This is a genomic window from Thermus sp. CCB_US3_UF1 (genome assembly GCF_000236585.1).
Lineage (GTDB): Bacteria > Deinococcota > Deinococci > Deinococcales > Thermaceae > Thermus.
This window is the reverse complement of the sequence record NC_017278.1, coordinates 786,462-803,955: the sequence shown is the minus strand read 5'-3', so window position 1 is coordinate 803,955 and position 17,494 is coordinate 786,462. Positions and strand designations below refer to the sequence as shown.

Here is a 17,494-nt window from a genome sequence, read left to right as displayed (position 1 = left end):
AGGAACCCACCATGAGCAAGAAGAAACCCACCATCCACGAGGTGGCGGCCCGGGCCGGGGTCGGCCTGGGCACGGTGAGCCGGGTCCTCAACAACCACCCGGCGGTGCGTCCGGAAACCCGGGCCCGGGTCCTTAGGGCCATGGAGGAGCTGGGCTACACCCCCAACCCCCACGCCCGCCGCATCGCCGGGGGGAGGAGCTACACGGTTTCCGTCCTGCTGCCCTTTGTGGCCACGGAGTTCTACCGCCGGCTCATTGAGGGGATTGAGGGCGTCCTCCTGGAGAAGCGCTACGACCTGGCCCTCTTCCCCATCCTCTCCCAGGCCCGCCTGCGCCGCTACCTGGAGAGCACCACCTTGGCCTACCTGACGGACGGCCTGATCCTGGCCTCCTACGACCTTACGGAGCACTTTGAGGAGGGAAGGCTGCCCACGGACCGCCCCGTGGTCCTGGTGGACACGCAAAACCCCCGCTACGACTCCGTCTACCTGGACAACCGCCTGGGGGGGCGGATGGCAGGGGCGTACCTGGCCCGTTTTCCCGGGCCCATCTTCGCCATCAAGGTGGAGGAGGAGCCCGACCAGGCCTTCCGCCACACCGTCTTCACCGAGCGCATGGCGGGTTTCCTCGAGGCCCTAAAGGCCGCGGGCCGCCCCTTCCCCGGGGAACACCTCTACACCACCCGCCTCTCCCAGGAGGGGGGAAGGCTGGCCCTGCGGTACGTTCTAGAAAGGGCCTCCCCTCCCCTCAACGTCTTCGCCGGGGCCGACCTGCTGGCCCTAGGGGTGGTGGAGGAGGCCAAGCGGCTGGGCCTCACCGTGGGACAGGAGGTGCGGGTCCTGGGGTTTGACGGCCACCCCTTCAGCGAGGAGGTGGGGCTTTCCACCATCGCCCAGCCGGTGGAGGCCATGGGGGCCCGGGCCGCCCAGCTCCTCATGGAAAGGCTGCAGGGCTATGCCGGGGCCCCGCGGGAAGTGCGCTTTGAGCCCATCCTGGTGGAGCGGGCCTCCACGGGCACCCCGCCCGCGGTGCCCTACGTGCCCTAGGGGGCGGGATGCGCCTGGAAACCTTAGCCCACCTGGTCCGCTGGACCATGCTCCTGCCGGTGCTGGGCCTCCTCCTGGGGGCCTTGTACTTCGCCTGGCACGCCCTCCGGGAGGCGGCCTTGGCCTTGGGAAAGGGCCTGGAGAAAGCCCTCCCCGCCCTGGTGGGGGCGGTGGACCTGGCCTTGCTGGCTGCGGTCTTCCTCCTCTTCGGCCTAGGGCTTTTTGAGCTTTTCATCCGCCGGCTGGACCTGCCCCTGGAGAACGTGCTGGTGGTGGAAAGCCTCTCCGACCTCAAGGAGAAGCTGGGCCAGGTGATCGTGATGATCCTGGTGGTCAAGTTCTTTGAGCGGGCCCTGGCCTTCAAGCCGCAAACCGCTTTGGACTTCCTCCTCTTTGCCGGGGGCGTGGCCCTCCTGGCCGCCGCCCTCTGGCTCACCCGGGCCAAGGACTGAGGGTGCTGGTCTACCTGGACCAAAACCACGCCAGCCGCATGGCCAAGCACCTCCTGGGGCAGCGGGGGCATGCCCACTTTGGCCGGCTTTACCACGCCCTCCGGGGCCGGGCCCTGGCCCCCCCAAGCCCCTTCCACGTCCTGGAAACCCTCCACCCCATCCGGGGGCCCGAGGAGAAGGCGGGCTACCTCCTCCCGGCCCTGCAAGAGGTCTTCGCCGCCCTCTCGGAGGGCTACTGGGTACGCCCCTGGCCGGAGGTGGCCTGGCGGCAGGCCCGGGGGGTGTTCCGGGAGGACCTCCTCTGGCGCGGGGGGGATTGGGAAACCCCTGCGGACCTCGCCCCCTTCCAGGACCTCCCCGGGGCCCTGCGGGGGCTTCCCTACCCCGAGGCCCTCGAGGCGGCCCTCCGGGAGATCCGGGGGCGGACCGGGCTCAAGGAGGTGCCCTTTGTCCGCCTCCTGGCCCACCTCCTGGCCCGCATGGCCTCGGAAAGGGAGCGACGGCCCCGCCCCTCCGACCTCCTGGACGCGGTGATGGCGGCCACGGTCTACCCCTACGTGGACCTCCTCCTCACCGACCGCTACCTGCGCAACCTCCTTCCGGTGAGGAGCGTGGGAGGGCGGCAAAAGGAGGTGGAGGCCCTGGTCAGGCGCCTGGAAGGGGAGTAGACTCTCGCCGTGAAGGGGATTCGGGACCCTAAGCTCCTGCCCATCGCCGAGAAGGTGGAGGCCGGGGAACGCCTCACCTTCGCCGAGGGCCTCACCCTCTACCAGACCCAGGACCTCCCCGCCCTCATGCGCCTGGCCAACCGGGTGCGGGAGCGGAAGCACGGGCACAAGACCTACTTCGTCCACTCCATCCGCGTCTCCCAGACCAACATCTGCTACGTGGGCTGCACCTTCTGCGCCTTCCAGCGGCGCTTCGGGGAGGAGGGGGCCTGGGACTGGGACGTGGAGGAGGTGGTGGCCTGGGTGAGGGCCCGCTACCAGCCGGGCCTGACGGAGATCCACCTCACGGCCGGCCACCACCCCAAGCGCCCCTTCCGCTACTACCTGGACCTGGTCCGGGCCCTAAAGGAGAACTTCCCCGGGGTGCAGGTGAAGGCCTGGACCGCCGCAGAGATCCACCACTTTTCCAAGATCGCCCGCCTCCCCTACCGGGAGGTCCTCCTGGCCCTCAAGGAGGCTGGCCTGGACGCCATGCCCGGGGGCGGGGCGGAGATCTTTGCCGAACGGGTGCGCCGGCGGATCGCCCGGGCCAAGGTTTCGGCGGAGGGCTGGCTGGAGATCCACCGCACGGCCCATGAACTCGGCCTCCCCACCAACGCCACCATGCTCTACGGGCACATGGAGACCCTGGAGGAGCGCCTGGACCACATGGACCGCCTCCGGCGGCTCCAGGACGAAACCGGGGGCTTCATGAGCTTCATCCCCCTGGCCTTCCAGCCCGACGGGAACCCGCTGGCCCGGGAGCTGGGCAAGCGGGAGTTCACCACGGGGCTGGACGACCTCCGCAACCTGGCCGTGGCCCGGCTCTACCTGGACAACATCCCCCACATCAAGGGCTACTGGGCCACCCTGACCCCGGAGCTGGCCCAGGTTTCCCTGGACTGGGGGGTGACGGACATCGACGGCACCCTCATTGAGGAACGGATCGTGCACATGGCGGGAAGCCCCACCCCCGAGGGGCTCTCCAAGAAGGAGTTGGCCCGGATCATCCTGAGGGCCGGGCGCATCCCCGTGGAGCGGGATGCCCTTTACCGGGAAGTGCGGGTCTGGGACGGGGTGGAAGCCTGATGGCCTACGTCCTGGGGGTGCCCCTTTACGCCAACACCGCCCCCCTCTACCGCTTCCTGGAACCGGACGGCTTTGCCCTGCGCCACGGGGTCCCGGCGGAGCTGAACCGCATGGTCCTCTCGGGGGAGGTGGGGCTTTCCCTGGTGTCCAGCTACTTCTACCTGAGGCACCAGGAGGCCCTGGGCCTCCTCCCCGACTTCTCCGTGGCCGTCCTGGGCCGGGTCTACTCGGTGAACCTCTTCCACCGGGGAAGTCTCCAGGACCTCAAGCGGGTGGCCCTGACCACGGAAAGCGCCACCAGCGTGGCCCTCCTCCAGCTCCTTTTCCGGGAGGAGGGCCTGGCCCCCCGGTACGAGCGGGCCGAGGGGGGGTTGGAGCTTTTGGAGGCCTACGACGGCGTCCTCCTCATCGGCGACCGGGCCATCCGGGCCTACGCCAGCCTTCTTGGGGAGATCCCCGAAACCCCCCATGCCCTCCCCACCCGCTTTGGGGAGGTGGGGGTGGTGGACCTCTCCACCCTCTGGTTCGCCCGCACCCGCCTGCCCTTCGTCTTTGCCGTCTGGGCCTACCGCAAGGACCACCCTCCCCCCAAGGCCCTGGTGCGGGCCCTGAGGCGGGCGCGGCGGGAAGGGCTGGGCCGGCTTAAGGAGGTGGCGGAAGGGGAAGCCCTGCGCCTGGGGGTGCACCCCGCCCTGCTGCAGCACTACCTTTGGAACTTCCGCTACCACCTGGAGGAGCCGGACCGCTTGGGCCTCGCGGCCTTCGCCCAGGCCCTGGGCTTGCCCTTTGCCCCTGCGTACTATCCCGAATAGCGCTTGACTTTTCATATCGCTTTGGATATTATCCCTTTGGGCCCCGGGCCCAAAGGAGGCAGGGATGCGTTGGAACCTGGACCCCAGCCACACCAGCGTGGAGTTCGCCGTGCGCCACATGATGATCGCCACGGTGAAGGGCACCTTGAACCTCAAGGAGGGCTACGTGGAGACGGACGAGGCCGGCAGGCCCCTGCGGGTGGAGGCCCGGCTGGACGCCCAGAGCATCCACACCGGGGTGGCCGACCGGGACGCCCACCTGCGCTCGGCGGACTTCCTGGACGCGGAGCGCCACCCCGAGATCCTCTTCCGCAGCGAGCGGATCCTCCCCTTGGGGGAAGGGCGGTACCGGGTGGAAGGGGAGGTGACCCTCAAGGGGGTCACCCGGCCCCTGGCCTTTGAGGTGGAAACCTCCGGACCGGCCAAGGACCCCTGGGGCCAGGAGCGCATGGCCGCCCACTTCGAGGGCCGGCTGAACCGCAAGGACTTCGGCCTCACCTGGAACGTGGCCCTGGAGATGGGCGGGGTGCTGGTGGGGGAGGAGGTGCGCTTCAGCGTGGACACCCAAGCGGTGAAGGCCGGGGAGGCGGTGGCCCGGTAATGCCCTTTCCCAGGCGGCTCCTTTCCCTGGCCCTAAGGGTGCGGGACCTAGGGGCCGCCTTGGGCTTTTACCGGGACCTCCTGGGGCTAAGGGTGGAGGCCGACCCGCCCCTTTACCGCCTGTTCCCCCAGGGAAGGGGGTTTTTCCTGGAACTCCACCACGACCCCCAGGCACCCCTAAGGCCCTACCCCTCCCTTGGCCTCTACCACCTGGCCCTGCGCCTTGCGGACCGCCAAGCCCTGGCCGGCACCCTGCGCAGGCTCCTCGAGGCCGGCATCCCCCTGGAGGGTGCGGCGGACCATGGGGTTTCCGAGGCCCTTTACTTCCGCGACCCGGAGGGCAACGGCCTGGAACTCTACCGGGACCGCCCGGAAGGGGAATGGCCCCAGGAACCCCTCATGTTCACCGCCCCCTTGGACCTGGAAAGCCTCTTGGCGGAAAACCCCAAGGCCACCCCCTTGCCCCCGGAAACCCTCCTCGGCCACCTCCACCTGCACGTGGCCGACCTAGACCAAGCCGAAGCCTTCTTCGCGGCCAAGCTGGGCATGGCCTTGACCTTGCGCACCCACCCCGGGGCGCTCTTCTTCGCCTGGGATGGCTACCACCACCACGTGGGGGCCAACACCTGGGCGGGGAAGCGGAGGGCTTGGCAAGGGGCCACGGGGCTTCTCGGCTACACCCTTCTGGACCCCTGGGGGCGGGAGGAAACCCTGCTGGACCCCGTGGGGGCACGGGTGCGCTTGACAGGCCGAAACCCTACCCCCTAAACTTGGGGGCAATATGCGGAGGCTAGGGCGCCACTTCGGCTTTTATTATCCCGCCGGGGGCGCCCTGCGGTCCGCATAGGCCTTTACCGCAAGAGGGCGCCCCCAAAGGGGGGCGCCCAAGGTTTTTGGGGAGGGAGCCATGCTGATCGTGATGCGGCGGGGACACACGGAAGGCGAGCTGGAAGAGGTGGTGCGGGAAGTGGAGCGGGTGGGGTACCGGCCCCACGTCTCCCGGGGGGTGGAGACCACCCTGGTGGGGGCCATCGGCAAGGGACCCACGCCGGAACTGATGGAGCACTTCCGGGCCCTGCCGGGGGTGGCGGAGGTCATCCCCATCTCCAAGCCCTGGAAGCTGGCGAGCCTCGAGGTCCAACCCTTCCCCACCGTTTTGGAGTTCCCCACGGGCAAGACCGGGGGGAACCACGTGCTGGTGGCCGCAGGTCCCTGCGGGGTAGAGTCCCGGGAGCAGACCCTGCGGGCGGCCCGGTACGTCAAGGCCCATGGGGCGGGGATGCTCCGGGGCGGGGCCTTCAAACCCCGCACCAGCCCCTACGCCTTCCAGGGCCTGGGCGAGGAGGGGCTTAGGATCCTGGCGGAGGCCCGCAAGGAAACCGGCCTCCCCGTGGTGACCGAGGTCCTCTCCCCGGAGCAGGTGGAGCTGGTGGCGGAATACGCCGACGTCCTCCAGATCGGGGCCCGCAACGCCCAGAACTTCGCCCTGCTCCAGGCGGTGGGCGAGGCGGGGAAACCCGTTCTCCTCAAGCGGGGCATGAGCATGACCCTGGAGGAATTCCTCATGAGCGCCGAGTACATCCTCTCCCGGGGCAACATGCAGGTCATCCTGGTGGAGCGGGGCATCCGCACCTTTGAGAAGGCCACCCGCTTTACCCTGGATGTCTCGGCGGTGCCCGTCCTCAAGGGCTGGACCCACCTCCCCGTCTGGGTGGACCCCTCCCACCCTGCCGGGCGGCGGGAGTGGGTCATCCCCCTGGCCTTGGCGGGCCTGGCCGCCGGGGCCGACGGCCTCATCGTGGAAACCCACCCCGAGCCGGAAAAAGCCCTTTCCGACGCCGCCCAGCAGCTCCATGAGGAGGAGTTCGCCGAGCTCATGCAACGGGTACGCCGCCTGGTCCAGGCCCTGGACAAGACCCTGGCCGCCCCTGTCCTAGGATGAAGCCCCTTTTCGCCAAGGTAGGCATCTTCGGGGTGGGCCTCCTGGGGGGAAGCGTGGCCCTGGGGCTCAAGGAGCGGTTTCTGGCCGAGGAGGTCCACGCCTACGACCAGGACCCCCTGGCCCTGGAGAAGGCCCTCTTCCTGGGGGTGGCGGACCGGGTGCACGCGGAGCTGGGCCCTTGGGTGGGGGAGCTTTCCCTGGGCGTCCTGGCGGCCCCGGTGGGGGCCCTTCCCGGCCTGGCCCAAGCCCTCGCCCCCCTGGCCCATCCGGAAAGCCTCTGGACCGATGTGGGAAGCGTCAAGGGCAAGGTGGTGGCCATCCTGGAAGGCCTCCTCCCCCACTTCCTGGGGGGGCATCCCATGGCGGGCAGCGAACGGGCCGGGGTGGAAAACGCCCACGCCGGCCTGCTGCAAAACGCGGTCTGGGTCCTGACCCCCACGGAAAGGACCAGCCCCCGGGCCCGAGAGGCCGTGCGCGGCCTGGTGGAGGCCCTGGGGGCCTACCCCCTGGAGATGCCCCCGGAACTCCACGACCGCCTGGTGGCCCGCATCTCCCACCTCCCCTACCTCCTGGCCGTGGCCCTAAACCGCATGGTGGCGCAGCACCCCCACCGGGACCTCCTCATGTTCCTGGCCGCGGGGGGCTTTCGCGACCTCACCCGGGTGGCCTCGGGCAGCCCCCGGATGAGCCGGGACATGGTGGTGGAGAACAAGGAGGCCCTCAAGGAGGCCATAGAGGAGCTGCGGGCCGTGCTTCTAGAGCTGGAAGGCCTCCTGGAGGCGCCCGAGGCCCTCCTAGAAGCCGCCGAGGCCGCCAAGCGCACCCGGGACAGCCTGCCCATCGTCCGCCGCAGCCTCCTGCCCGAGATGCATGACCTGGTGGTCCAGGTGCCGGACCGCCCGGGGGAGATCGCCCGCATCGCCACCGCCTTAGGGGAGGCAGGGGTGAATATCAAGGACATCGAGGTCCTGACCATCCGCGAGGCCGCCGGGGCCTTGCGCCTCTCCTTCGCCACCCGGGAGGAACGGGAAAGGGCAAGGGGGGTCCTGCTGGGGGCGGGCTACCGGCTTCCCTGATCCTCCCCCGTGGCCCGCACCACCCGGTTCTTCCCCCCCTCCTTGGCCCGGTAAAGGGCCCGGTCCGCGCGGCGGAAGAGGTCTTCCAAATCCCCCCGGTAGGTGGCCACGCCGAAGCTGGCGCTAACCCCCAAGGCCTCGAGGCCCAAGCGGAGCCTCTCCGCCAGCCGATCCGCCTGCAGGGCGTGGGTGTGGGGCAGGAGGAGGGCGAACTCCTCCCCGCCCCAACGCCCCACCAGGTCCCCCTGGCGCACGTGGGCCACCAGGTACCGGGCCACCTCCTTTAGGAGGCGGTCCCCCTCCTCGTGGCCCTTCTGGTCGTTGACCTTCTTGAAGTCGTCCAGGTCCAGGAGGACCAGGCTGAAAGCCGCCTCGCCCCGCTCCACCCGGGCCGCCTCCCGCCGCAGGGCCATCTCCAGGGCCCGGCGGTTGGGCAGGCCGGTGAGGGGATCCGTGAGGGCCTGCTCCTGCCAGAAGCGCACCTGGCCTTTGAGCTCGCGGAAACGGGCCAGGAGGAGGGCGAGGCTGAGGAGAATGGGCTGGGCCAGGGCCAGGTGGAGCCAAGGGAGGCTGAGGCCCTGGCGGAGGAGAATAGCCCCAAGGAGGAGGGTGCCCCAGCCCAGGCCGTAGGCCAGGGCCCACTCCATCCGGTAGCCAAAGGCCGCCATGAGGTAGACCGCGGGGCTCCAAAAGCCCACCAGGTAGCCGCTTTCCGGCACCCTAAGCGCCTCAAAGACCAGATACCCCCCCAGGGCGTGGGTGAGGAGGCGGGGAGCCTTCCTTGGGCCCTGGCGAAAGGCCAAGAGGAAGAGAAGGGCAAAGACCCCGTACCCCCAAAGGGCCAGGCCGCGAGGGGGAAAGGCGGCCACCTGAAGCCCCACCCCCAGGGCAAGGCCGGCCCAGGTGAAGAGGTAAAGCCCCCGCGCCAGGTGGCCCTCCAGGTCCGCCATGCCACCAGCCTAAGAGGGATCCGTAAAAGCGCTGTGAAAAATAAACCGGTTCAGGGGAGGAGCTTCCCCGGGTTCATCACCCCCCAGGGGTCCAGGGCCTTCTTGGCCGCCTCCAGGGCCTCGAGGGTGGCGGGGTCCAAGGCCTCGGCCATGAACTTCCGCTTCATGAGCCCGATGCCGTGCTCCCCGGAAAGCACCCCCCCGTGCCGCAGGGCCACGCGAGCGATCTCATGGGCCAGGGCCCAGACCCGTTCCTCGCTTTCCCGCCGGGGGTCAAAGAGGATGTTGGGGTGCAGGTTCCCATCCCCGATGTGGCCGAACTGGACCACCACGAGGCCAAAGGCTTCCCCCAAGGCCCGGATCTCCCGCACCACCTGGGGCAGGGCGGAGCGGGGCACGGCGATGTCCTCGTTGACCCGCTTGGGGCGGATGCGGCCCAGGGCCGGGCTCACCGCCCGCCGGGCCTGCCAGAGGGCCTCGGCCTCGGCCCCGTCCCGGGCCCGCCGCACCTGGGCGCCAAAGGAGCGGGCGGTTTCCTCCAGGAGGGCAAGCTCTTCCAGGACGGCTTCCAGGTCCTCCCCGTCCGTTTCCGCCAGGAGGAGGGCCTGCCCCCGGGGCAGGCCCATCCCCAGGTAGTCCTCCACCGCCTCCACGCAGGCCGGGTCCAAAAACTCCAGCCTGGCCGGCACCGCCCCCTGGGCGATGGCCTGGGAAACCGCTTCCGCCAAGGCCCCCACCTCGGGGAAGGCGGCCATAAGGGTGGCCCGGTGGGGGGGCAGGGGCAGAAGCCGCACCCTGGCCCCGGTCAGGAGGCCTAAGGTGCCCTCGGCGCCGATGAGGAGGCCGGGCAGGTCGTAGGCCTTCCGGTCCAGGCGGTGGACCTCCCCCCAGGCATCCACCCACTCCAGCTCCAACACGTAATCCCCCGTGACCCCGTACTTGAAGCACAGGGGCCCCCCCGCGTTCTCCCCCAGGTTTCCCCCCAGGGTGCTGGTGCGGTAGGAGGCGGGATCCGGGGGGTAGAAGAGGCCGAAGGGCCGGGCGGCCTCGCCGATGCGGGCCGTGGTCACCCCGGGCTCGGCCCAGGCGGTCTGGGCCTTGGGGTCCAGCTCCAGGCGGGTCATGCGGGTGAAGGCCACCACCACCGCCCCTTCCCCCGGCACCGCCCCGCCGGAAAGGCCGCTTCCTGCCCCCCGGGGGACCAGGGGTAGGCTGTGGCGCCGGGCCAGGCGCACCAGGGCCTGGACCTCCTCCCGGCTTTGGGGAAGGACCACGGCCAGGGGCTCGGGCCCCACCAGGATGGCGTCGTAGCGGTAGACCTCCTTCTCCGCCCGGGCGAGGAGGGCCCTTCCCCCGAAAAGCCCGCGCAACTCCTCCCTGGCCTTCTCCCAAACCCCCATGCCCCAAGGCTACCAAAGGGAGGCGCAGGAGGCGGCTGGGCGCACGGGGTTGGGGGCCCGGGCAGGGCCCCGGTCAAGCCCCGAAGCCCCAGGCGGCCTCCGGCAAGGGGGGCTCCACCCTCACGGAGGGCGGTGAGGGAAACCCCCTCCAGCCAGGAGAACCCCAGGCGGTCCAGCCGCCCCCCAGGAAGAAGGCGTACATCCCCCAAGGAAAGCGGTCTGGCAGGAGGTGGCCTGGGTGGCCCTGGATGCGAGAGGGCCAGGGCACAAGCGAAAAGGAAAAGCCCCGGGAGGGCGGTACGCATGCCTCCCACGCCCAAGAGCGCCTAAGCCTTTAGACTTTGGCCCATGGCCTACTGGCTCCTCAAGTCCGAACCCCAGGTCTACAGCATCCAGGACCTGGAAAGGGAAGGCCGGGCCCTTTGGGACGGGGTGCGGAACTACCAGGCCCGGAACTACCTGCTCAGGATGCAGAAGGGGGACCTCTGCTTCTTCTACCATTCCAGCACCACCCCTCCCGGCATCGCCGGGCTGTGCCGGGTGGTGCGGACGGGCCTCCCCGACCCCACCCAGTTTGACCCGGAAAGCCCCTACTTTGACCCCAAGGCCACCCGGGAAAAGCCCCGCTGGTACACGGTGGAGGTGGCCTTCGTGGAAGCCTGGCCCCTCATCCCCCTGCAAGCCCTCCGGCCCTGCTTCCCCCAAGACCACCCCCTGGTGCGGCGGGGGAACCGGCTTTCCGTCATGCCGGTTCCCCCGGAGGTGGCGGAAAGGCTTATTGCGCGGAGAGGGTGCCGATGATGCGGAAAAGGGGCAGGAACATCCCGGCCACGATCAGGCCCACGATCACCCCCAGGAAGATGATCATGAGGGGCTCAATGGCCGCGGTGAGGCTGGCCACGGCCTCGTCCACCTCCCGCTCGTAGAAGTCGGCGATCTTGGAGAGCAGGGTGTCCAAGGCCCCCGTCTCCTCGCCGATGGCCACCATGGAGCTCACCATGGGGGGGAAGACGAAGGGGTGCTGGGCCAGGGTCAGGTTCAAGGGATCGCCCTGCTGGATGCGGAGCTTGGCCGCCTCCACGATCTCCTCCACCACCACGTTGCCCGCGGTGCCCTTGGTGATGTCCAAGGACTCCACGATGTTCACCCCGCTACTCATGAGGAGGGCCAGGGTACGGGAGAAGCGGGCCACGGCCGTCTTTCGGTTCAGGTTGCCAAAGACGGGGATGCGGAGCTTGATCCGGTCGATGACCTTCCGCCCCTGGGGGGTGCCGTAGTACCAGCGGTAGACGAAGAAGAGGACCACGGCCAAGAGGAGAAGGGGCAGGGTGGCGGCCCGCAGGAAGTTGGAAACCGCAATCAGGAAGCGGGTGAGCAGGGGGAGCTCCGAGCCGAGGTCCGTGAGGATCTGGGCGAACTGGGGCACGATGCCGGTGAGGAGGAAGTAGGCCACGCCCACGGCGAAGACGAAGACGATGATGGGGTAGGTCATGGCGCTGCGGATCTTGCCCCTGAGTTCCAGCTCCTTCTCCAGGAAGCTGGCCAAGCGGTCCAGGATCACGTCCAGACCGCCCGAGGTCTCCCCGGCCCGCACCAGGTTCACGTAAAGCCGGGAGAAGAGCTTGTGCTTGGCCAGGGCATCGGAGAAGGCCAGGCCCCCCTCGATGTCCGTGCGCACCTGTTTGAGGATCTCCCGGAACTTCTTGTTCTCCGTCTGCCGCTCCAGAATGGCCAGGGACTGGAGGAGGGTAAGGCCCGCCCCCAGCATGGTGGCGAGCTGCCGGGAGAAGATGGCCAGGTCCTTCAGGCCTGGACCCCGCTCCAGGGCGGGAAGGCGGACCTCCGCCTGCAGGCCCCGGCCGGGCTCCTTGATCTCGGCCACGAAAAGGCCCCGGTCACGCAGGAGCCGGGCGGCGGTGCGCAGGTCCTCCGCCTCAATGGTGGCCTCCACCAGGCGGCCCTGCCGATCCCGGGCCTTATACTGGTAGACTGGCATGGAAGAAGTATACCAGAAGGAGCTGGCCGAAGCGGCGGAGGTCCTCAAGCGGGGAGGGCTCGTGGCCTTCCCCACGGACACGGTCTTCGGGGTGATGGCCCGGATGGAAGACGAGGCCGCCTGCCGCCGCATCTACGCCCTCAAGGGGCGGGAAGAGAAGAAGCCCCTCCAGGTCCTGGTGGCCGACCTGGAAAGCGCCCTGGGGCTTACGGAGCTGGGGGAGCTGAGGGACCGCTTCCTCCGCCTGGCCGAGGCCTTCTGGCCCGGAGGGCTCACCGTGGTGGTTCCCGGGCGGAACATCCCCCCGTGGATCAGCCAGGACGGCTCCGTGGGCTTAAGGATGCCTGACCACCCCTGGCTGAGGGAACTCCTGCGGCGGGTGGGCGGGTACGCCGCGGCCACCAGCCTCAACAGGAGCGGGGAACCCCCGGTGCGCACCGAGGCCGAGGCCCGGGCCTTCGCCGTGGACTACGTCTTCCCCGGGGAGGCCGGGGGGCTGGCCTCCAGCGTGGTGGACCTGCGCACGGGGGAGGTCCTGCGGGAAGGGGCCATCCCCAAGGAGGCCCTGCGGCCCTACCTTCGGGATGCCTAGCCTGAAGGCGGAGATCCTGGCGGTGCTCTTCGCCGCGGGGAGGCCCGTGAGCCTCAAGGAGTTGCGGGCCCTGGGCCACCCGGAGGAGGCGGTCCTGCGGGCCCTGAAGGCCCTCGAGGCCGACCTCAAGGAGGGGCACCTGGGCGTGGCCCTGGAGCGGGTGGCGGGGGGGTGGCGGCTCCTGGTCCACCCCGAGGCCCTGCCCGCGGTGGAGCGGGTCCTCAAGCCCTCCCCTCCAAGGCTCTCCAAGGCCGCCCTGGAGGTCCTGGCCCTCATCGCCTACCACCAGCCCGTGGCCCGGGCGGAGCTGGAGGCCATGCGGGGGAAGAGCGTGGAGGGGGTGCTGGAAAGCCTTCTGGAACGGGACCTGGTCCGGGTGGTGGGGGAGAAGGAAGCCCCAGGCCGCCCCAAGCTCTACGGCACCACGGAACGCTTCCTGGAGGTCTTCGGCCTGGAGAGCCTAGAAGACCTCCCGCCCCTCGAGGACGGCCCACCCCTCCTCCTCCGCGGCTAGCACCTCCTTGGCGGGGATGGGGAGGGGGCTGAAGAGCTCGTTCTGGCGCACGAAGGCCAAGAGGAAGCGTCCAAGAAGCCGCATCTGGCTGCGGTGGGCCCTTATGGCCTTCTCCTTCAGGCCCACCTCCTCCTCAGAAAGGGGGAAGCGCCGCCAGGGAAGACCCCTTCCCCGGGGGGGCGGGTAGAGGGGCAGCCGGGGGTGGAGGCCCTTGGGCAGGGGGTACTGGTACCCCCCGTGGATCAGGTAGTACTCCAGCCGCCCCTCCAGGCCCAAGGAGGCCGCGGCCTGCATGCCGAAATACCCGGTGGCCTGGTGGTCCCGGTGGGCGTCCAGGGGGCTAGGAAGGAGGATGCGGCTGGGCCGGAGCTTCTCCATGAGCTCCACCAGGGTGGCCTCGAGGGCCTTACCCGTGTAGGGCAGCCCCGGGCGGTAGCACCCGGGGTAGGCCACGGCCTTGAGCCCGGTGTAGGGGCTTTCGTAGGCCAGGTAATAGTGGGTGGTGAAAAGGTGGAAAAGCCCCTGGTCGGGGAAGCCCAGGAAGTAGGCGTCCTCCCGGGAAAGGCCTAGGACCTTTAGGCCCCGCCAGGCCTCCACCATCCGCCTCAGGGCCAAGCGGCGCATGGCTTCCTTGGAAGGCAGGGGACTACCCGCGGCCAGGTCAAAGGCATCCCCCGAGGTGAGGTAGACCACGCTGACCCGCCCGCCCCTTCGCAAGGTGCGGCGCATGAGCCCCGCCGCTGCCAGCACCTCGTCGTCGGGATGGGGGGCCAGGACCAGGAGGTGCTCCCCACTGGGCTCCGGGGCCACGGGCAGGCGCCGCACCCGGAAGGAGGTGAGGAAAGCGTGGTAGTAGGCGAAGACAAAGCGCCCGTTGACGAAGGCCCACACCCCCAGGACCGCCAGCAGCACGGCCACCCGCTCAGCCCAGACCAGGCCCAGCCACAGGCGCACCCCCTCGGCCACCCCCAGGTAGAGGGCAAGGAGGAGCACAAGCCACTGCCACGGGGCCAAGCGGCGCACGGAAGGCATTTTAATCCCGGGAAAGGTTAGAATGGCTTTGTGGTCCACCTGCGCCCGGCCCGGGCCGAAGACCTCCCGGCCATCGCCTGCCTCTCCCACCGCACCCTTCTCCTGGGCCGGGAGGGGTCCGGGGTCTTCCCCAGCCCCGAGCTGTGGGGGGAGCTCTTCGTGGCCCCTTACCTCAGGCGGGGATGCTGCTGCCTGGTGGCCGAGGCCGAGGGCCAGGTGGTGGGCTACATCCTGGGGGCCTGCGCCGACCTGGCCCTGGCCCTTGACCTCCTCCCCCGCCTGCCCCTTCTCCTCCTCAGGCTCCTCCTCGGGGCCTACGGCCCCCCCCTGCCCCACCTGCGCTACCTTCTCCGCCTCCTCCTCTACCCCAGCCCCCGGGCCCAAAGGGCCCGCTATCCCGCCCACCTGCACATCGCCGTGGACCCCAAGGCCCAGGGGCAGGGGGTGGGGAAGGTGCTCCTTGGGGCCTTCCTGGAGTGCCTGAAGGCCAGGGGGGTGCCGGGGGTGCAGCTTTCCACCACCCGGGCCAACGCCGCCGCCCGGAAGCTCTACCGGGCCTTGGGCTTCCGCCTATACGCCAAGCGGGCCAGCCCCTTCTGGGCCCCCTACTGGGGCCACCCCGTGGTCCACGAGGTCTGGGTGCGGGAACTTTAGGGCCCATAATGAGGGCGTGCTGCCCGAGGCCCTGAAGGGGTTTGCCAGCTACCGGGAGTGGCTGGAAGAAGACCCCGAGTTCCGGGGGCGGATCGTCTTCGCCCGCACCCTTCCCCCCAGACCCCCCAGGCGGGAGGCCTACGGGGGGGCCTTCGCCGGGGTGCTCCAGGCCCTGGGCCTGAAGCCCTTCACCCACCAGAAGGAGGCCCTCCTCCAGGTGGAGGCGGGGCGGAACCTGGTCATGGCCTACTCCACCGCCGCGGGCAAGAGCCTGGTCTTCCAGGCCCCGGTGCTCAAGGCGGCCCTGGAGGGGGCCACAAGCCTCCTCCTCTTCCCCACCAAGGCCCTGGCCCACGACCAGCTGCGGCGGCTTAGGGCCATGGCCGAGACCCTGGGGGTCAAGGGGGTATACCCTTACGACGGGGATACCTCTGGCGAACTGCGGCGCAAGGCGCGGGAAGAGGGCCTGGTCCTCCTCTCCAACCCGGACATGCTCCACTTCGGCCTCCTGCCCCGGCACGGGGACTGGGCCCCCTTCCTCTCCCGGCTCCGCTACCTGGTCCTGGACGAGCTCCACGCCTACCGCGGGGTCTTTGGCACCCACGTGGCCTTGGTCCTCTTCCGCCTCCTGCGCCTGGCCCGCCACTACGGGGCCAACCCCCAGGTGATCGCGGCCAGCGCCACCATCGGCAACGCCCGGGAGCACGCGGAAACCCTCACCGGCCTCCCCTTTGTGGAGCTTAGGGAAACGGTGGCCCGCTCGGAGCGGGAGGTTCTGGTCCTCCTGCCCAAGGCCCTGGATAAGAAAGGGGAAAGGCGGCGGAGTCCCCTCCTGGAGGCCGCCTACCTGGCCCGGGCCCTGGCGGAGGGGGGCTTGCGGGGCCTGGTCTTCGTGGGGGCAAGGAAGTCCGCCGAGCTCATCGCCCGCTACGCCGCCCACCCCGCGGTGCGCCCCTACCGTGCGGGCTACACCGCCCGGGAAAGGCGCCGCTTGGAGGAGGCCCTGAAGCGGGGGGAGGTGCGGGTCCTGGTCTCCACCAGCGCCCTGGAGCTGGGGGTGGATATCGGGGAGCTGGACGCCGTGGTCCTGGTAGGCTACCCGGGCTCGGTGGCCGCTTTCTGGCAGCGGGCGGGCAGGGCGGGGCGGGGAGAGCGGCGCGCCCTGGTGGTCTTCATCCCCCGGGAAGACCCCCTGGACGAGTACTTCCTCCACCGCCCCGAGCTCCTCCTGGGAAGCCCCCCGGAGGCAGCGGTGGCCGACCCAACGAACCCCGTCCTTTGCCCCTTGCACCTGCACGCCGCCGCCTGGGAGATGCCCCTGTCCCGGGAGGAGGTCCTCTGCCCGGGGGCCCTGGCGGAGCTGCGGGCAAAGGAGGGGCGGTGGTACACGCCCAAACGCCATCCCCACCGGGAGGTTTCCCTAAGGGGCCTGGGGGCCACCTTCACCCTGAGGGGGCCGGAAGGGGAGGTCCTGGGGTACTTGGACGAGCGCCAGGCCTACTGGGAGGCCCACCCGGGAGCGATCTACCTGCACGGGGGGGAGAGCTACCTGGTGCGCAACGTGGACGCCAAAAGGCGGGAGGTCTGGCTCCTGCCGGCCCTCGAGGACTACTACACCGAGCCCCGGGCGGAAACCCACCTGGAGGTCCTGGAAGGGGAACCCGTGGGGCACGGGGTCTGGGTGGGGCGGGTGGTGCTGAGGGAGCGGGTGGTGGCCTACGTGAAGAAGCGCTTCTTCACCGGAAGCGTCCTGGAGGAAGTACCCCTGGAGCTTCCCGAGATCACCTTTCCCACCGAGGCCCTATGGTTCCACCCCCCGCAGACCGTCCCACCCCACCGGATCCCCGGGGGGATCCACGCCCTGGAACACGCCATGATCGGCCTCCTCCCCCTCTTCGTCCTGGCGGAAAGGCAGGACATCGGCGGCCTCTCCTACCCCTTCTACCCCCAGCCCCTGCCCTCAGGGGGTGGGCCCACCCTCTTCGTCTACGACGGCTACCCCGGGGGCGTGGGCTACGCCCGGGCCGCCGCCCGGCGCTTTCCCGAGTGGATGGCCGCCACCCTAGAACTCCTGAAGGGCTGCCCCTGCGCGGAGGGCTGCCCCCGGTGCGTCCTCTCCCCCAAGTGCGGCAACGGCAACCAGTACCTGGACAAGGAAGCGGCCCTTCTCCTGGCCGCCAGCCTCACCCTCTCCCTGCCCCCCAGGAGGGTGCACTAGAATCCTCTCATGCAACCCCCAGCCCTGGAGGAGACCCCCGAAGGCTTCTTCGCCCGCTTCCAAGCCCACGCCCTCCCGGTGCAGCTCTTCCCCGAGCCCTGGGGGAGCCCCGTGCTGGAGGTGCTGGTGGAGGGGCAGGTGCTCTACGCCTTTGACCGGGGACTCCCCCCTGCGCCCGCGGGCAGGGTGCTGGGCCTCCTGCACGGGGTGGTGCGGGAGGCCCGGCCCCTCAGGCGGGAGCCCTTTGTGGAACGGGATGGGGCCGCCTACCGCCTGGGGGGGCGGGCAACCCCCTTGGGGGAGGGGTTTTACCTGCTGCAGGGCCCCGTCCAGGTGGTGGTCCACGCCCCAAACCCCCTCCCCGCCGAGGCCGAGGTCCTCCTCTGGCCCCCCCTGATGCTCTTCCGGGAGTGA

General features: G+C 70.0%; 19 protein-coding genes. 15 read left to right on the top strand and 4 right to left on the bottom strand.

The window, feature by feature from the left end; translation table 11 throughout:
- Positions 1-11 precede the first annotated feature (11 nt).
- From TCCBUS3UF1_RS04040 to TCCBUS3UF1_RS04000, 9 genes are all read left to right on the top strand, one after another.
- On the top strand, positions 12-1,046 hold the full coding sequence (locus TCCBUS3UF1_RS04040) for a substrate-binding domain-containing protein (protein ID WP_014515230.1): 1,035 nt from the start codon (positions 12-14) through the stop codon (positions 1,044-1,046).
- Positions 1,047-1,054: 8 nt separating this feature from the next.
- Positions 1,055-1,498 carry a YqhA family protein gene (locus TCCBUS3UF1_RS04035; RefSeq protein ID WP_014515229.1) on the top strand — a complete coding sequence of 148 codons (444 nt, stop codon included), beginning with the start codon at positions 1,055-1,057 and terminating at the stop codon, positions 1,496-1,498.
- A 2-nt stretch (positions 1,499-1,500) separates the two neighbouring features.
- The gene (locus TCCBUS3UF1_RS04030; protein ID WP_014515228.1) at positions 1,501-2,166 is read left to right on the top strand and encodes a hypothetical protein; all 666 of its coding nucleotides are present in this window, start codon (positions 1,501-1,503) and stop codon (positions 2,164-2,166) included.
- Positions 2,167-2,175: 9 nt separating this feature from the next.
- The gene (gene mqnE / locus TCCBUS3UF1_RS04025; protein WP_014515227.1) at positions 2,176-3,294 is read left to right on the top strand and encodes an aminofutalosine synthase MqnE; all 1,119 of its coding nucleotides are present in this window, start codon (positions 2,176-2,178) and stop codon (positions 3,292-3,294) included.
- The gene (locus TCCBUS3UF1_RS04020; RefSeq protein ID WP_014515226.1) at positions 3,294-4,106 is read left to right on the top strand and encodes a menaquinone biosynthetic enzyme MqnA/MqnD family protein; all 813 of its coding nucleotides are present in this window, start codon (positions 3,294-3,296) and stop codon (positions 4,104-4,106) included. The genes mqnE and TCCBUS3UF1_RS04020 overlap by 1 nt, the downstream gene beginning before the upstream one ends.
- Positions 4,107-4,170: 64 nt before the next feature.
- Positions 4,171-4,707, top strand: a complete 537-nt coding sequence (locus tag TCCBUS3UF1_RS04015; RefSeq protein ID WP_014515225.1) for a YceI family protein — start codon at positions 4,171-4,173, stop codon at positions 4,705-4,707.
- Positions 4,707-5,474 carry a VOC family protein gene (locus TCCBUS3UF1_RS04010; RefSeq protein WP_014515224.1) on the top strand — a complete coding sequence of 256 codons (768 nt, stop codon included), beginning with the start codon at positions 4,707-4,709 and terminating at the stop codon, positions 5,472-5,474. Before TCCBUS3UF1_RS04015 ends, TCCBUS3UF1_RS04010 begins: the two co-directional genes overlap by 1 nt.
- Before the next feature lie 139 nt (positions 5,475-5,613).
- Entirely contained in the window at positions 5,614-6,648 is a 1,035-nt protein-coding gene (gene aroF / locus TCCBUS3UF1_RS04005) for a 3-deoxy-7-phosphoheptulonate synthase (protein WP_014515223.1), read from the top strand.
- The gene (locus TCCBUS3UF1_RS04000; RefSeq protein ID WP_014515222.1) at positions 6,645-7,724 is read left to right on the top strand and encodes a prephenate dehydrogenase/arogenate dehydrogenase family protein; all 1,080 of its coding nucleotides are present in this window, start codon (positions 6,645-6,647) and stop codon (positions 7,722-7,724) included. The genes aroF and TCCBUS3UF1_RS04000 overlap by 4 nt, the downstream gene beginning before the upstream one ends.
- Here TCCBUS3UF1_RS04000 and TCCBUS3UF1_RS03995 read toward each other — a convergent pair.
- On the bottom strand, positions 7,709-8,674 hold the full coding sequence (locus TCCBUS3UF1_RS03995) for a diguanylate cyclase (RefSeq protein WP_014515221.1): 966 nt from the start codon (positions 8,672-8,674) through the stop codon (positions 7,709-7,711). The two genes, TCCBUS3UF1_RS04000 and TCCBUS3UF1_RS03995, sit on opposite strands and share 16 nt — an antisense overlap.
- Before the next feature lie 50 nt (positions 8,675-8,724).
- A complete protein-coding gene (locus TCCBUS3UF1_RS03990; protein WP_014515220.1) occupies positions 8,725-10,074 on the bottom strand; it encodes an FAD-binding oxidoreductase in 1,350 nt (449 codons plus the stop codon).
- Positions 10,075-10,422: 348 nt separating this feature from the next.
- Between TCCBUS3UF1_RS03990 and TCCBUS3UF1_RS03985 the strand changes: the two genes are divergently transcribed.
- Entirely contained in the window at positions 10,423-10,875 is a 453-nt protein-coding gene (locus tag TCCBUS3UF1_RS03985; protein WP_014515218.1) for an EVE domain-containing protein, read from the top strand.
- Here the strand turns inward: TCCBUS3UF1_RS03985 and TCCBUS3UF1_RS03980 are convergent.
- Complete coding sequence (locus TCCBUS3UF1_RS03980; protein WP_014515217.1) at positions 10,850-12,070, bottom strand: type II secretion system F family protein; 1,221 nt, start codon at positions 12,068-12,070, stop codon at positions 10,850-10,852. The two genes, TCCBUS3UF1_RS03985 and TCCBUS3UF1_RS03980, sit on opposite strands and share 26 nt — an antisense overlap.
- On the opposite strand from TCCBUS3UF1_RS03980, the gene TCCBUS3UF1_RS03975 reads away from it, so the two are divergent.
- Both TCCBUS3UF1_RS03975 and scpB read left to right on the top strand, forming a co-directional pair.
- Positions 12,069-12,662 carry an L-threonylcarbamoyladenylate synthase gene (locus tag TCCBUS3UF1_RS03975; protein ID WP_014515216.1) on the top strand — a complete coding sequence of 198 codons (594 nt, stop codon included), beginning with the start codon at positions 12,069-12,071 and terminating at the stop codon, positions 12,660-12,662. The genes TCCBUS3UF1_RS03980 and TCCBUS3UF1_RS03975 overlap by 2 nt on opposite strands.
- Entirely contained in the window at positions 12,655-13,176 is a 522-nt protein-coding gene (gene scpB, locus TCCBUS3UF1_RS03970; RefSeq protein WP_041433748.1) for an SMC-Scp complex subunit ScpB, read from the top strand. The genes TCCBUS3UF1_RS03975 and scpB overlap by 8 nt, the downstream gene beginning before the upstream one ends.
- Here scpB and TCCBUS3UF1_RS03965 read toward each other — a convergent pair.
- Complete coding sequence (locus tag TCCBUS3UF1_RS03965; protein ID WP_041433957.1) at positions 13,123-14,199, bottom strand: PIG-L deacetylase family protein; 1,077 nt, start codon at positions 14,197-14,199, stop codon at positions 13,123-13,125. The genes scpB and TCCBUS3UF1_RS03965 overlap by 54 nt on opposite strands.
- Positions 14,200-14,238: 39 nt before the next feature.
- Between TCCBUS3UF1_RS03965 and TCCBUS3UF1_RS03960 the strand changes: the two genes are divergently transcribed.
- Genes TCCBUS3UF1_RS03960 through TCCBUS3UF1_RS03950 form a run of 3 tightly spaced genes read left to right on the top strand, consistent with a single transcriptional unit; the run spans position 14,239 to position 17,494 of the window.
- Entirely contained in the window at positions 14,239-14,862 is a 624-nt protein-coding gene (locus tag TCCBUS3UF1_RS03960; RefSeq protein ID WP_014515214.1) for a GNAT family N-acetyltransferase, read from the top strand.
- Between the two features lie 16 nt (positions 14,863-14,878).
- Positions 14,879-17,080 carry a DEAD/DEAH box helicase gene (locus TCCBUS3UF1_RS03955; protein ID WP_014515213.1) on the top strand — a complete coding sequence of 734 codons (2,202 nt, stop codon included), beginning with the start codon at positions 14,879-14,881 and terminating at the stop codon, positions 17,078-17,080.
- A 9-nt stretch (positions 17,081-17,089) separates the two neighbouring features.
- Positions 17,090-17,494 (top strand): hypothetical protein, encoded by a 405-nt coding sequence (locus TCCBUS3UF1_RS03950; RefSeq protein WP_014515212.1) that lies wholly within the window; start codon positions 17,090-17,092, stop codon positions 17,492-17,494.

Bases quoted from the DNA above. Each gene is read 5' to 3' on its own strand.
- TCCBUS3UF1_RS04040 (WP_014515230.1), top strand. From the start codon at position 12: ATGAGCAAGAAGAAACCCACCATCCACGAGGTGGCGGCCCGGGCCGGG.
- TCCBUS3UF1_RS04035 (WP_014515229.1), top strand. From the start codon at position 1,055: ATGCGCCTGGAAACCTTAGCCCACCTGGTCCGCTGGACCATGCTCCTG.
- TCCBUS3UF1_RS04020 (WP_014515226.1), top strand. From the start codon at position 3,294: ATGGCCTACGTCCTGGGGGTGCCCCTTTACGCCAACACCGCCCCCCTC.
- TCCBUS3UF1_RS04015 (WP_014515225.1), top strand. From the start codon at position 4,171: ATGCGTTGGAACCTGGACCCCAGCCACACCAGCGTGGAGTTCGCCGTG.
- TCCBUS3UF1_RS04010 (WP_014515224.1), top strand. From the start codon at position 4,707: ATGCCCTTTCCCAGGCGGCTCCTTTCCCTGGCCCTAAGGGTGCGGGAC.
- aroF (WP_014515223.1), top strand. From the start codon at position 5,614: ATGCTGATCGTGATGCGGCGGGGACACACGGAAGGCGAGCTGGAAGAG.
- TCCBUS3UF1_RS04000 (WP_014515222.1), top strand. From the start codon at position 6,645: ATGAAGCCCCTTTTCGCCAAGGTAGGCATCTTCGGGGTGGGCCTCCTG.
- TCCBUS3UF1_RS03995 (WP_014515221.1), bottom strand. From the start codon at position 8,674: ATGGCGGACCTGGAGGGCCACCTGGCGCGGGGGCTTTACCTCTTCACC.
- TCCBUS3UF1_RS03990 (WP_014515220.1), bottom strand. From the start codon at position 10,074: ATGGGGGTTTGGGAGAAGGCCAGGGAGGAGTTGCGCGGGCTTTTCGGG.
- TCCBUS3UF1_RS03985 (WP_014515218.1), top strand. From the start codon at position 10,423: ATGGCCTACTGGCTCCTCAAGTCCGAACCCCAGGTCTACAGCATCCAG.
- TCCBUS3UF1_RS03975 (WP_014515216.1), top strand. From the start codon at position 12,069: ATGGAAGAAGTATACCAGAAGGAGCTGGCCGAAGCGGCGGAGGTCCTC.
- TCCBUS3UF1_RS03980 (WP_014515217.1), bottom strand. From the start codon at position 12,070: ATGCCAGTCTACCAGTATAAGGCCCGGGATCGGCAGGGCCGCCTGGTG.
- scpB (WP_041433748.1), top strand. From the start codon at position 12,655: ATGCCTAGCCTGAAGGCGGAGATCCTGGCGGTGCTCTTCGCCGCGGGG.
- TCCBUS3UF1_RS03950 (WP_014515212.1), top strand. From the start codon at position 17,090: ATGCAACCCCCAGCCCTGGAGGAGACCCCCGAAGGCTTCTTCGCCCGC.